Consider the following 13,115-nt stretch of genomic DNA (forward strand, 5'->3'; position numbering starts at 1 on the left):
ATCAGCGTGGGGCCATCCGGATCGCACCGTCGAGGCGGATAACGTCGCCGTTGAGCATCGGATTGGCGATGATCGACGCCACCAGCTGCGCATATTCCTCCGGACGCCCGAGCCGCGACGGATGCGGCACCTGAGTCCCGAGCGAATCCTGCGCGGCTTGCGGCAATCCCATCAGCATCGGCGTTAGGAAGATGCCCGGCGCGATCGTCATCAAGCGAATCCGGTGCTGCGCCAAGTCGCGCGCCACGGGCAATGTCAGCCCAACGATGCCACCCTTCGATGCAGCATAGGCCACCTGCCCGACCTGCCCGTCGTACGCCGCGACCGATGCGGTGTTGACGATCACCCCGCGCTCCTCACCGATCGGTTCGGCCGCCGCCAGACGCGCGGCGAATTTCGAGATCATGTTGAAGCTGCCGACGAGATTGATCTCGACCGTCTTGCGGAACAAGTCGAGCGGATGCGGCGTCCCGTCCTTGCCGACCGTCTTCACCGCCGGCGCGATGCCTGCGCAATTGATCAGCACGCGCGCGACGCCGTGCGCCTGTTCCGCCTCGGCCAGCGCATCCGCCACGCCCTGATCGTCGGTGACGTCGACACGCGCGAACCGTCCGCCGATCCTCGTGGCGGTCGCCTCAACGATCTCGGCGTTCAGATCGAAGATTGTCACGCGCGCGCCCGCTGTTGCCAGCATGGCCGCCGTCGCCTCGCCGAGTCCCGACGCGCCACCCGTCACGATCGCGGCAATATCCGTCATTCGCATAGTCTTGTCCTCACGCCTTCAGGATGACCGAGCCGCCGTTCGCGCCGAGCCCCAGTACCGCGGACATGCCGATGCGCGCACCGGGAACCTGATGCCCTTCGGCTTGGCCTCGCAACTGCCATGTCAGTTCGCAGATCTGCAGCACGGCCTGCGCGGTGGTCGCCTCGCCGAACGACAGGAACCCGCCACTCGGGTTGATCGGCAATGTCCCGCCGATGTCGAGTTCACCGTTCTCGAGCATCCAGTCGCCCTTGCCCGCCTCGTAGAATCCGAATTGCTCTGGCCAGGCGAGGATATGCCATGCGGTGTTGTCGGCCATTTCGAGCACGTCGACGTCTTCGGGCCCGATCCCCGCCATCGCGCAGGCCCGCGCGACCGCGTTGCCGACTTCGCTGGTATGCGTGACGCCCGCAAGCACGCACGAGGCGATCGTTGGAATGCGACGGCCGGGATCGCCGAAACTGCCCGTTGCGATCGCGCACCCCGCGACCTTTACGGCAAGGCGTCCGGTCCGCTTCATCCACGCCTCGCTGCCAAGGATGATGGCCGCTGCACCGTCGCTGACCGGGCATATCTGGAGCAGATGAAGCGGATCGGCGACCATCGGAGATGCGAGAACTTCGTCGACAGTCGTTTCTTTGCGGAACCGGGCTAAGCAATTCCTCGTAGCATTCCGCCGCATCAGCACCGCGGCACGCGCAAGAGTCTCTTCACTGGTGCCGAGCTCATGCATCCGCCGCCGTGCCTCGATCGCCCAATACGCGGGATTGGTCGCGCCCATTGCCACCCAGCGCAGGTAGTCGCTGTCCGTGATATCGTCCTGGCTGCCGGGCGGGCGCGGAATGAAACCCTTCGGCATCCGCTCGGCACCGATCACGCACACGACTTCATGCTCGCCGCTGGCGATCATCGCGTGCGCGGTGTGGAACGCGATCGCCCCGGCGGCGCAGGCGCCTCCGACGTTGACGCAAGGGATGCCCTGTTCGGCCACCGCCTGGACGATCTCGTTGGCATGCAGCCCCCACCCCATGCCGCCCTCGAACCGCGAACTCGCTGCGACGAGACCCTGCACGTCGGGCCAACCTAGCCCCGCATCGGCCAGCGCGAGATCGATCGCCTCCAGCGCTAGCTGCAATTGCGGCTTGTCCGGCCATTTGCCCCACGGATGCGCGCCGGCACCCAGCACGTAGACGGACTGGGTCATGCGTCGATCTCCCGCGCGAACTTGTAGGTCAGCACGGGGCCCCGCTCGGCCTCTGCATATAGCGACTCGGCGACCAGCCGCACACGCGTTCCGATCGCGATCCCGTCGAGCGCAAATCCCGAAAGCATGCCCATCACCTCCAGCCCGTCGCCGAGGTCGACCAGCCCGATCGCGTAAGGCTGCCAATCGTCGATCCGGAACAGCGCCGGCGGCTGATAACGCTGCACGGTGTAGCTCACGAGGACGCCGCGGGTCGGCAGGACCGCGCGCTCGACGGTCTTTTCCCGGCAGTCGGGGTTTCGACAACTCGGCGCCTGCGGGAAATACACCGTGCCGCACGCAGCACACCGCGTACCGATCAACCGCGGTTCGTCGCCGTGAAGCTCGAACAGCCCGTCTGCGACCATCGCGCTCACAGCGACAGGATATCCCGCGTCTCGCGGAAATAGAGCGTGCCGTTCGCGACGTCCTCGACCGTCACCGAATGCCGTACATACCGCCGCTCCCGCTTCACGTATTTTTCGGTGGCGCGCGTCGTGATCCGTACCGTCGCGCCGACCGGGATCGGCGCCACGATCTCGGAATCGTGATTGGTGTGGATCGATCCGATCGCAAACGGCCTGGTGTGATCGAACTGCACCGACAGCACGAAATGCGAGACCAGCAACGGCGGCACGATCGCACCGCCGAACGGAGATTCGCCGGATATCGTCCAGCTGTTCATCCGCCAGCCTTCGTACCACGGATTAAAATCCTCCACGCCGTCCGCATATAGGATCACGAGTTCGGGGCTGATCGTCAGTTCACGCGACAATTCGTCGCCGATTTCGACCATGTCCCAATAGGTCGCTGCACCAGCCTCGAGCCCGTCGATAAAGTCCCGCGTCTGCGCGATCTGGACCGGGGACATGGGACGCAACTGGTCGGTGCTCATGCGCGATCTCCCTTCACGTCGACATCGACATCGACTTCGACGAAGCCGACCGTCTTCTTCTCACCCTCCTCGTTGTCCGCCCAAACATCGACGACGAACCGGAAGCCATCGCCCTTGGCGATCTTTTCGCGGACCACGCCGTGCGTCGTGATGACCTCGTTCGCGAGCGTCGAGGCGATGTATTTGCACACGACGCGCGCACCGGTGAACATCGCTGCGCCGAAGTGGTTGACGCACATCTCCGCGATATAGGCGGACGACATTTCACCTGTCTGGATCGGTGCCTTCAGCCCGGTTGCGCCGGCATAGACCGGGTCCCAGTGGTTCGGATTGAACCGTCCCCATAGCCGCGATCCCATTAGCTGGATCGCCGCCTTCTTCTTGAGCGGTTGCAGTTCGTACCCGACCGGGGTGTCGCGCGTGACCAGCAGATTCTTCACATCCATCAGAATTTCCCCGAAAGCTGCAACGCGACTTCACGTCCGCGCGCGATGACACCGCGCTGTTCGCTGATCGCTCCCGGAACGCTCGCGCCCCCGGTGCGGTCCGCTGCGTAGAGCAGATAATATTTGTTGGTCAGGTTGCGACCGATCACCGACACCGACCAGCGATCGTCGATCTCGGCGACGCGGGCGCTTGCGTTGAAGCGCCAGAGCGAGCGCTGCAGCGTCGACGGCGCCATCGTTTCCGCCGCGAAGTAACTGCCGCTGTAGAATGCATCGCCCGTCACGGCCAGCTTGTAGGCGCCGAGCGGAATCGTGACTTCCGCACCGCCATTGCCGGCCCAATCGGGCGACCGGGCGGGCGCGCGGCCGTTGAAATCCTGCTGCAGGGTCAGCGCGGTCGCGTTGACGAACGAACAGTTCGCCGGGGCCGTGGCGGTCGCGCGTACCGTACCCGTCGGGAAGGCATAGCCATAGCATTGCCCGACGAAGTTGCGGAACCGGTTGTGCGTATAGGCGATCGCACCGTGCAGAGTAAGCGCCTGGAACGGCGAGTAATTCACCTCCGCCTCGCCGCCGCGCTGACGCACTTCGCCGGCATTGTTGATCGTGTAGGCGACGCGGGCGGGGTCGTAGGTGTTCACCTGCAGATCGGTGAACTTGTACGCGAAGGCCGCGACGTTGACGCGCAGCCGTCCGTTGAGGAACAGCCCCTTTGCGCCAGCTTCGAACCCGCGCGCCTTTTCGGAGTCGAAATCGGTATCGCCGATCCGTGTCCCCGTCTGGAGCGGGCTCGTCAGCCCGAAACCGCCCGACTTGAAGCCGGTCTTGTAGGCAATGAACAGCGTCTTGCTGCTGTCGGGCCGCCATGTGACAGTCGCTTCGGGCGAGACGTTGCTGTCCTCGAACTTCCCCTCAAGATAGCCGACCCGGCTCGATCCAGGGTAGACGGTGTTCAGCGTGTTGAACGTGCCGATGCCATAGAGGTTCTGCTTGCTAAACTGCTTGCGCTCCCGCGTGTAGCGCGCGCCGCCCGCGATCTCGATCGTCTCGACCGGCTTCACTAGAACCTGCGCGAACCCGGATAGCGTATTGCCGGTCTGGAGGCTGAAATCCTCATACGTCGAATAGCGATTGGCGGCGGCGTTGTAGTTGCCATCGTTCAGCTTGGTGTCGTTGTTGTCGTGCAATCGCGACGTCTGGTAAAATCCGCCGGCCATGAAATTAAATGGGCCTTGCAGGTCGCTGGTGACGCGAAGCTCCTGCGAGAACTGCTCCGCACGCTGTTCGTTAAAAAACGCCAGCTGAGAATAGCTCGTCTGGTCCAGCCCGGAGAAGAACCGGTATTTCGTGTAGTTGTACCCGGTCGTGGTATCGATCGACACGGCTCCTAGCTTCCAGCCTAGATCGATCGCTTGCGTCAGCACGGTGAGTTTGCCGTAGGGCGAACCATCCGCACTGCCTCCACGCATCGTCGTGGAGATCGCAGCGGGCAAGTTTCCGATCGTCGTCCGGTTGTCGACCACGCAGTCGGCTGCCGGATCGGCGATACCGTACATGCGCGGCGTCGCGCCCGTGCAGGGGCCGATATTCTGCGTTGCGGTGCCGGGGCCGGCATCCTTGTTGCGCGCAAAGAAGGATTTGGCCCGGAACGTGAAATTGTCCGAAGGCTCGCCTTTCAGCGTCAGGCGCGCCAGAATTTCCTTGTCGCCCGGCCGCGTGTCCTTGGTGCCGGGTAATTGTGCCGCCCCCGCCGGGGCGCCGGTGGCCGCGCGGTAGAACGGGTTCGCGATCGGCTGTGCGGTATTGCGCAGCCAACCGTCGAGACTGCGATAGCGCACTGCCAGACGCGCGCCGAACGTCTCGGAAAGCGGCCCGGAGATCGCGACGTCCGTCGTGCTTTCGTCGCCGACGAATTCATACGTCGTGCGCCCGCTGATCTCCAACCGGTCGGTTGGATCGGCGGTCGCGATCGAGATGACGCCGGCCGTGTTGTTCTTGCCGAACAGCAACGCCTGCGGCCCCTTCAACACTTCGACCTGCTGGACGTCGAAGATGCCGAGCTGTGCGATGCGGCCGTCGCTGGTCTGCACGCCGTCGATCGCGACCGACACCGCTTGCTCGAACCCGGCCTGGTTGGCGGGCGAGCTGATCCCGCGGATCGCGATCGATCCACCACCGTTCGACTTGTACGCGCCGATGATGACGGTCGGCGTCAGTTCGCCGATCTTGCTGAGGTCGGTCGCGTTGTTGTTGGCGATCTGCGCCTGGCCGATGACCGAGACGACCACGGGAACGGTGTTCAGCGTCTCGCTGCGCCGTCTGGCCGTAACGACGATATCGCCGGTCGAAGCTGGTTCGGTCCGCGCTTCTGTCTGCGCAGCCGCCGCTTCCGGCCCCGATGGCGTATCCGGCGCCGTCTGTCCCGTCGCAGGCAGCGCGAGCAGCGCCGATACCGAGATCCCACTCGCGAGCATCGCCCTGCTCATCGGAGCCCGCTTCATCATGCCGCGCATCGTCCGCCTCCTGTTTGCATCCTCGCCACGCCACCCTCGCTGGGGCGGTCGCTACGATAGAACTGACGCAGGCTTTGACGGCTGTCAATACATGCGTTGACGGATTGCGCAGGTCCGGTGATAGTGCCGTGCAGGGGATCGTTCCAACCGCAAGAGTCCTTGCGGCGCGTGTGTTAGGATGGAAATTAATGGCAGATGCTTTTGTCGTCGATGCGTTGCGCACACCGGGCGGACGTCGCAAAGGTAGTCTCGCCGGGGTACACCCCGCCGACTTAGGTGCAATCATTCTCAACGCCCTCGTGGATAGAACGGGGATCGATCCGGCGGCGATAGAAGACGTGATCGTGGGCTGTGTCAGCCAGGCTGGCGAGCAGGCGTTTGCGCTCGGGCGCAATCTCGTGCTGGCCTCGCGGCTACCCGACAGTGTTCCCGCCGTGACGATCGACCGGCAGTGCGGATCGTCGCAACAGGCGCTGCATTTCGCCGCGCAGGCCGTGATGTCGGGCACGCAGGACGTGGTGATCGCGGCCGGCGTCGAAAGCATGACGCGAGTCCCGATGGGATCGAACTTCCGCCTCCACGCCGAGGCCGGGCTCGGCACCGGTCCGTGGAGCGAGGCGATCCGCAATCGTTACGATGTCGCGGAATTCAGCCAGTTCACCGGCGCGCAGATGGTCGCAGACAAATACGGACTTACGCGCGCCGACATGGATGCCTTCGCGCTGGACAGTCATCGCCGCGCTGCGGCCGCGATCGAACGCGGCGCATTCGCGGGCGAGATCGTTCCCGTCGACACGCCGGCAGGCCCGGTGACGCAGGACGAGGGCGTCCGTTTCGACACGTCGATCGAGGCGATCGGTGCGGTCAAGCCACTGGTCGAGGGCGGCACGATCACCGCGGCAAATGCGAGCCAGATGACCGACGGCGCCAGCGGCGTCCTGATCGTCAGCGAGACCGCCTTGAAGCGCTTCGACCTTACCCCGATCGCGCGGGTACACACACTCACTGTGACCGCAGGTGACCCCGTAATCATGCTCGAAGAGCCTATTCGCGCCACCGCAAAGGCCTTAACCCGCGCCGGGCTGACGCTCGCCGATATCGATCTTTACGAGGTGAACGAAGCGTTCGCCGCAATCCCGCTGGCTTGGCTGAAGGCGACCGGCGCTGATCCCGCCCGTCTGAACGTAAACGGCGGCGCGATCGCGCTCGGTCATCCCTTGGGCGCAAGCGGGACGAAGCTGACGGCCACCCTTATCCATGCTTTGCGGGCCCGCGGGGGGCGCTACGGGCTTCAAGCGATGTGTGAGGGCGGCGGGGTCGCGAACGTGACCCTGTTCGAAATCCTGTAAGTCCAGCCGCGCCAGGCAATTCAACCAGCCGTAAGTGGCGTGTACGGTGCGCCGTTCGGCAATCAGGACGGGCCGGCCGCGGGCCGAAGGCGCGTTGGAGTAACGGCCATGTTCCGGGCCTGTAAAGAGTTGAACTGACAGGCGGCACCGCCGGGCGGTGCCCTGTCGCGGCAATGGGCCGGACGGACGCACCGCAAGCGAAGGGTGACACCTCGCGCTGATCCGAGGCGGGTTGCAAGTAATCAACGGACCTGTGGACTATTTTTCAACGAGGGTATTGACTCGCATTTTTTTGAAGCTCATCCAGATGCTCAGGCTACTAATAGACCGGAAACCGGCGGTAGCCTGACAGAGAGGATGACCCATGACTGGCTTGCGTGATCTTGCCGCATCGTCGGCTGACACTGGCGCCCGTGCTACACGTGGCGGAGTAGTCTTTACCTGAAAAATCTCACACTGCGTTTTAGCAGATATATCCCCATGATATATGGTTTCCACGCCAATAGGCTCGGCTTTTTTTGAAGGGACCGGCAAGATGATTGACGACTACTTCGTTCTCGATGCGGTTACTCACGCGTATAATCATCTCCCGACCAACTGGGAAGACCCGGTGCTGGGTCACGCCATGGTCGAATTGGCTTGGCACTTGGCCGCCGATCCGCCGAACTCTAAATATGCTTTCACGCGGGAACAGTATCTGGTCGACTGGCAGGTACCTGACGTTGCCAACTTCATCTTCCGCGAAAGCGACACCGACGTCGCGGTGATGCATCCGCTGGCCATTGCATCGTTCAAGGACGGCTATTGCTCGGTCCCCAAGGCGGTCGAGGCGCTGGATCGCTATCCATCTCGCTTCATCGGCGCCTATGCCTGCGTCGATCCGCTGAAGGGCAAGGATGCAGAGCGTTCGATGGCCGAACAGGTCGACATGCTCAAGCCGCTCGGGCTGAAGCTCTATCCGACCAGCTGGGACGGTAAGGGTCCGGTCAGCTGGCGGATGGACGATCCTAAGCTGATCTACCCACTTTACGAACAGGCGCAAAAACTCGGCCTCACGACCGTCGCGGTCCATAAGGCAGTACCGATCGGTCCGTTCGCGGTCGGCGATGCATATAATCCGAGCGACATCGAGAATGCCGCGAACGATTTTCCCGATCTCAATTTCGAGATCGTGCATGGCGGTCTCGCCTTCATGGAAGAAACCGCCTGGCTGCTGGCCCGCTTCGGCAACATCGCGGTCAACATGGAAATTCAGAACATCCTGGTCGAACGCCGGCCACGTGCCTTTGCCGAAGTGCTGCTTGGTCTCTGCCGTGTCGGCGGCACCGATATGCTCGATCGCATGTTCTGGGGATCGGGTGGGACGCTGGTCCATAACCAGCCCGCGCTCGAAGCTTTCGCAGCGTTCGAATTTCCGGACGATTTGCTGCAAGGTGCGGGCCTGTTTAAGCCGATCAAACAGATCACGCGGGAAAACAAGGCTAATATCTTCGCCCACAACTTCTGCCGCCTGCACGGCCTTGATGTCGAGGTGTTGAAGCAGGGCATTGTCGGCGACGAGTTCGATCGCCATGGCGCGGAATTAGCCGAGCCCTTCTCGACACTGCATGCGACGCGAAGCGAGACAATCTATGCTTGATATGCGCAACCGCATCCGCGCCGAACTCAACGAGATCAAGGATCCGTGCAGCATGGCGGCAGGCACGCCGCTCGGGCTGGATGAGATGGGGTTAATCCGCGATGTGATTATCGCGGCGAACGGCGATGTCACCATCGATCTACGTCTCACCTCGCCTTTCTGTCACATGATCGGCTTCTTCCAACAGGAGGCGACACGTCGCGTCCAGGCCCTTTGCGGCGCCGAACGGGTGACTTTGAAAGCGGATAACGGCCTTGATTGGTCGCCAAGCTTTTTGAGCCCTGCGGCCAAGGCGAAGCGCGCGGTCCATCTGGCCGCACAGGAGGCCTCGATCGCTTCCTGAACAAGCAGAATGGTCAACGAAAGGGGGACAAGATGTCCAGACGATTCTCTACGACGTCGATGGTGGCGCTGGCAACGTTCATGGTATGCGGCAACGCCTACGCGCAAGCGCAATCGGTCCCGCCGGACACTTCTCCCCCCGGCGCCGCCCCTTCCGATCCTGGCCCGGCAATAGTCGCAACCGACACGGGGGCGGAAATTATTGTCACGGCGCAGCGGCGATCCGAAACGCTCGAACGGACGCCGGTTGCCATAAGTGTCGTGTCGGCGGACACTTTAGTCGAACGTGCGATCACGACCGAAACCGATCTGCAATCGGCGGTCCCTGGCCTGACCGTGAAAACTGGGCAAAACGAGAACCAGCTCAACTTCTCGTTGCGCGGCCAGTCGGTCGATCCTTTCTCCAGCTCGCGCCCCTCTGTGCTACCCTATTTTAATGAGGTCCAGGTCGGCGGTGTTGGCGGTACCGCGCTGTACGATCTGTCCTCCGTTCAGGTACTCAAGGGCCCGCAGGGCACACTGTTTGGGCGCAACTCTACGGGCGGCGCCGTCCTCTATACCAGTCAAAAGCCCACCGTGGACTTTGGCGGATATCTCGTCGCACGCGTCGGCAACTTCAGCGCACGGCAGCTTGAAGGTGCGCTTAATGTACCGTTGGTGAGTGATGTCGCGCTGTTGCGGGTGGCCGGTCAGTTTCAGCGCCGCGACGGCTTCCAGCGCAATCTCTACCGCGACGAACGACTTGGCGAGATCCGCCGTGAAAATGTCCGTGTTAGCCTAACTCTGAAGCCGAGCAGCCAGCTCAGCAACGATCTGGTCGTCGACTACGGGCACAGCAACGGGAACAGTCTCAGCAGCGTGGTTTACAACGTCCTGCCGCTAGGTGCGCCTGCTTTTGTGCCGTTTAACTTTCTTTTCTCGCCCGCAGTTGATAGCGCCTTTGGTGGTGGCACCTGGGCGTCCTATCTGGCGGCCCATCCGAAGGCAGATCCTGACGGGTTGATCCCCTTTGCTGCCAAGCAGAAGGCACGCGGGCCTTACCTCGTCGATGTCGACTCCCCCAATTTCTACCGCCAAAAGAAACTGATCGTGTCGAACGTTACCGCGCTGGAACTCAGCTCGGCGGCGACCATCAAGAACGTGTTCGGCTATGTCCGTTCGAAATTCAGCGGTGCCGGTGAATTTGACGGGACGCCCTACGGCGGTGACGCGAACGGGCCGGATGGGCGCACCGGCGCGATTAAGCAGATCTCAGACGAGCTTCAGCTCCTTGGTAACATCCGTGGACGCCTTGACTATGTGGCCGGTGGCTATTTCAGTCACGAGACGGACAATACACGGTCGACCAGTGTCATATTCGATCTGGCGCCGGTATCTCCGCCGATCAATCAGATTAACAATGGAAAGTTCACTAACGATACCTATGCCGGCTATGCGCAGGGAACCTACGATCTTGGTCTGGCCGGACTGAAACTGACGGCTGGCGGGCGCTACAGCATCGAGAAAACGCGGTTCGTCCGCGCGGCTGACGACACTTATGTGACGGCTCCGCTTGCTGCCTACGATTTCAACCAGCGCGCAACATTCAAGAAGTTCAGTTGGACCGTTGGAGTAGAGGATCAGGTCACGACCGACCTTCTGCTCTACGCAAAGTCGCGGCGCAGTTTTCGCAGCGGCGGTTTCAACTATTTCGCACCGCCGACGACCGGCTTCGGCAATGCTTCCGGCGGCGCCTATCGTCCGGAAACCGCGACGGACGCCGAACTTGGCGCAAAATATCGCGGCCGCGTTGCCACGCTTCCCGTCAGGCTGAATGTCGCTGCCTACCAGATGTGGGTCCGCGACGTGCAACGCGCATTTTATGCCCAGATCTTCGGAAATCTCGCCTCGATTACCGTTAATGTTCCACGGGCCAAAATCAGCGGAGTCGAAGTTGACGGGTCAATCGACCCAGTCCCATGGCTCACTCTGGGCGGCAGCGCCAACTACACGAACGCCCGCTTTACCAGCAACATCGTCAACGTCGTCGATAATCCGCAGGCGCGTTTCGATACCTATCCCGATACGCCAAAATGGGCTGGCGCGGCGTATGCCAATGTGAAGGTGCCCGTATCGGACCGGCTGACGGCAAATCTGCGCGGCGACGTCTACGCTCAAACCTTCACCTATTTTAGCTCCACTGCCAAAAGCTTGACGCCCGGCGCACGAATTCCCGGATACGCACTTATCAATCTACGCGCTGGCTTGGGTGACGTACAAAAGGGGTGGTCATTGGCGGCAGTGGCGAAGAACATCTTCAACACAGTGTATTATACCGGTGGTGTAGGTTTTGCGAACATCTTCACCCTAAACACTGCGGTGCCCGGCGATCGCCGGACCTTCCTTATCGAGGCACGCTTTAACTTTTAACGAAACGGAGAATCACCATGGGGGAACGCCTGCAGGGGAAGGTCGCCGTCGTCACCGGCGCAGGTTCTGGTATGGGCTTGGCAATGGTAGAACGATTCTGTGCCGAAGGTGCTAAGGTCGTCGCGGTGGACGTTACGGGCGCGCAAAATGACCTGGCCATGCGGATCGGACCTAACTGTATCGGCGTGATGGCCGACGTGTCGCGCAGCGCCGATGTCATAATGATGTTGAACACCGCAATCGATCGATTCGGACGGCTTGATATCCTCTGCAATAACGCCGGAATACAGGGACCTCTCGCACTGACCGCCGACTACGCGGAAGCTGATTGGGATCGAGTGTTAGCCGTCAATCTGAAAGGTGTCTTTCTTGGCATGAAATACGCCATTCCGCTGATGTTGCAAACGGCGGGCCGAGGATCCATCGTCAACACCTCATCCATGGCGGCACTGGTGGCCTTTCCGCAACTTCCGGCCTATTCGGCGTCAAAAGGCGGCGTATCGGTCCTCACGCGTCAGACGGCAGCCGAATATGCCAGTCAGAATATTCGGGTGAATGGCATCCTGCCCGGGGCAATCGATACTGGCATGACCCGCGGCATGCCAGCAGACTATCTGAAAGGCGCTGTCGATGCCACGCTGATGGGCCGGATCGGCACACCGGCCGAAATCGCGAACCTCGCCCTATTCCTCGCAAGCGACGAAGCTTCGTTCATCACCGGCACTCTTACCGCCGTCGATGGCGGCTACACGCTCCTGTAATGACACCGCCGCAGCCCTACCGTCTCGTCAACGCGCGTCCTAGCCCCTACGGACGCAAGGTCGCCATCGCTTTGATCGAAAAGGGGATTCCATTCGAAGTCATCGATGACGAGCCTTGGTCCGATCATACCCGCACGGGCGACTATGGTCCCTTGCGTCAATTGCCGATCCTTATCACGCCGGATGGGTACAATGTCTGCGATTCGAGCCATATCCTTGACTGGCTGGAGATTGTTCACCCCACCCCCAGGCTCCTGCCTGCCATGCAGTCCGAAAGGATCTTCGCTCTAAACATGAGGACGTTGGGCGAGCGATTGATGGAGATCGCGCAGGGTCTCATCTTCGAGATGTACCGTGATTCGCCAAGCAGCGCCTATATTGCTCGGCAGACACAAAAGATCTACGGCGGCTTGGTGGAGCTCGAACGGTTATCGGCGCTGCTACCAGCGCGCGCGACTCACGACATTCATCACGGTCATATCGCAGTCGCAACCAGCCTCCTGGTCTGGGAGTTTGTCGTTTCCGACGGCGTAAGTTTGCCAATCGATGCCCTTATCTGGCGAGGAACTTACCCTTGTTTGACGTCGATGATAGAAAACGTATCAAGGAGACAATCGTTCGTCGACACCCTCCCAATGTCGATGACCGTTAATATAAAGTCAAAAATTGCATGATCCTTGGTAGAGTTTGAGTCTATTTTCAGTCAAATATTCTTGAAATAACTGGGGATAATATTAATTTGCCATAAGTACTAC

12 protein-coding genes are annotated in these 13,115 nt (G+C 61.4%); 6 read left to right on the top strand and 6 right to left on the bottom strand.

Going from position 1 to position 13,115, the window contains the following annotated elements; genetic code table 11:
* Position 1: 1 nt before the first annotated feature.
* Genes O6W96_RS14130 through O6W96_RS14155 form a run of 6 tightly spaced genes read right to left on the bottom strand, consistent with a single transcriptional unit; the run spans position 2 to position 5,860 of the window.
* Positions 2-763, bottom strand: a complete 762-nt coding sequence (locus tag O6W96_RS14130) for an SDR family NAD(P)-dependent oxidoreductase (RefSeq protein ID WP_353470169.1) — start codon at positions 761-763, stop codon at positions 2-4.
* A gap of 10 nt (positions 764-773) precedes the next feature.
* On the bottom strand, positions 774-1,967 hold the full coding sequence (locus O6W96_RS14135; protein ID WP_353470170.1) for a lipid-transfer protein: 1,194 nt from the start codon (positions 1,965-1,967) through the stop codon (positions 774-776).
* Entirely contained in the window at positions 1,964-2,374 is a 411-nt protein-coding gene (locus O6W96_RS14140) for a Zn-ribbon domain-containing OB-fold protein (protein WP_333929795.1), read from the bottom strand. The genes O6W96_RS14135 and O6W96_RS14140 overlap by 4 nt, the downstream gene beginning before the upstream one ends.
* 5 nt (positions 2,375-2,379) lie before the next feature.
* Positions 2,380-2,901: a MaoC family dehydratase gene (locus O6W96_RS14145; RefSeq protein ID WP_353470171.1), complete on the bottom strand. Its 522-nt coding sequence runs from the start codon at positions 2,899-2,901 to the stop codon at positions 2,380-2,382.
* Positions 2,898-3,347, bottom strand: coding sequence for a MaoC family dehydratase (locus O6W96_RS14150; RefSeq protein ID WP_353470172.1), 450 nt, complete (start codon positions 3,345-3,347; stop codon positions 2,898-2,900). Before O6W96_RS14150 ends, O6W96_RS14145 begins: the two co-directional genes overlap by 4 nt.
* Complete coding sequence (locus O6W96_RS14155; protein ID WP_353470173.1) at positions 3,347-5,860, bottom strand: TonB-dependent receptor; 2,514 nt, start codon at positions 5,858-5,860, stop codon at positions 3,347-3,349. The genes O6W96_RS14150 and O6W96_RS14155 overlap by 1 nt, the downstream gene beginning before the upstream one ends.
* 188 nt (positions 5,861-6,048) lie before the next feature.
* Here O6W96_RS14155 and O6W96_RS14160 point away from each other — a divergent pair, with 188 nt between their 5' ends.
* The 6 genes from O6W96_RS14160 (at position 6,049) to O6W96_RS14185 (ending at position 13,034) form a co-directional block, all read left to right on the top strand.
* Positions 6,049-7,209, top strand: coding sequence for an acetyl-CoA C-acetyltransferase (locus tag O6W96_RS14160; protein WP_353470174.1), 1,161 nt, complete (start codon positions 6,049-6,051; stop codon positions 7,207-7,209).
* A gap of 487 nt (positions 7,210-7,696) precedes the next feature.
* On the top strand, positions 7,697-8,848 hold the full coding sequence (locus O6W96_RS14165) for an amidohydrolase family protein (protein ID WP_353470175.1): 1,152 nt from the start codon (positions 7,697-7,699) through the stop codon (positions 8,846-8,848).
* Entirely contained in the window at positions 8,841-9,191 is a 351-nt protein-coding gene (locus O6W96_RS14170) for a metal-sulfur cluster assembly factor (protein ID WP_353470176.1), read from the top strand. Before O6W96_RS14165 ends, O6W96_RS14170 begins: the two co-directional genes overlap by 8 nt.
* Before the next feature lie 32 nt (positions 9,192-9,223).
* Positions 9,224-11,599 carry a TonB-dependent receptor gene (locus tag O6W96_RS14175; RefSeq protein ID WP_353470177.1) on the top strand — a complete coding sequence of 792 codons (2,376 nt, stop codon included), beginning with the start codon at positions 9,224-9,226 and terminating at the stop codon, positions 11,597-11,599.
* Positions 11,600-11,616: 17 nt separating this feature from the next.
* Positions 11,617-12,360, top strand: coding sequence for an SDR family NAD(P)-dependent oxidoreductase (locus O6W96_RS14180; protein ID WP_333929761.1), 744 nt, complete (start codon positions 11,617-11,619; stop codon positions 12,358-12,360).
* Positions 12,360-13,034: a glutathione S-transferase N-terminal domain-containing protein gene (locus O6W96_RS14185; protein ID WP_353470178.1), complete on the top strand. Its 675-nt coding sequence runs from the start codon at positions 12,360-12,362 to the stop codon at positions 13,032-13,034. Before O6W96_RS14180 ends, O6W96_RS14185 begins: the two co-directional genes overlap by 1 nt.
* Positions 13,035-13,115: the final 81 nt, after the last annotated feature.

The sequence above is a fragment of the Sphingomonas faeni genome, from assembly GCF_040407495.1.
In the GTDB taxonomy this organism is placed as follows: Bacteria; Pseudomonadota; Alphaproteobacteria; order Sphingomonadales; family Sphingomonadaceae; genus Sphingomonas; species Sphingomonas faeni_D.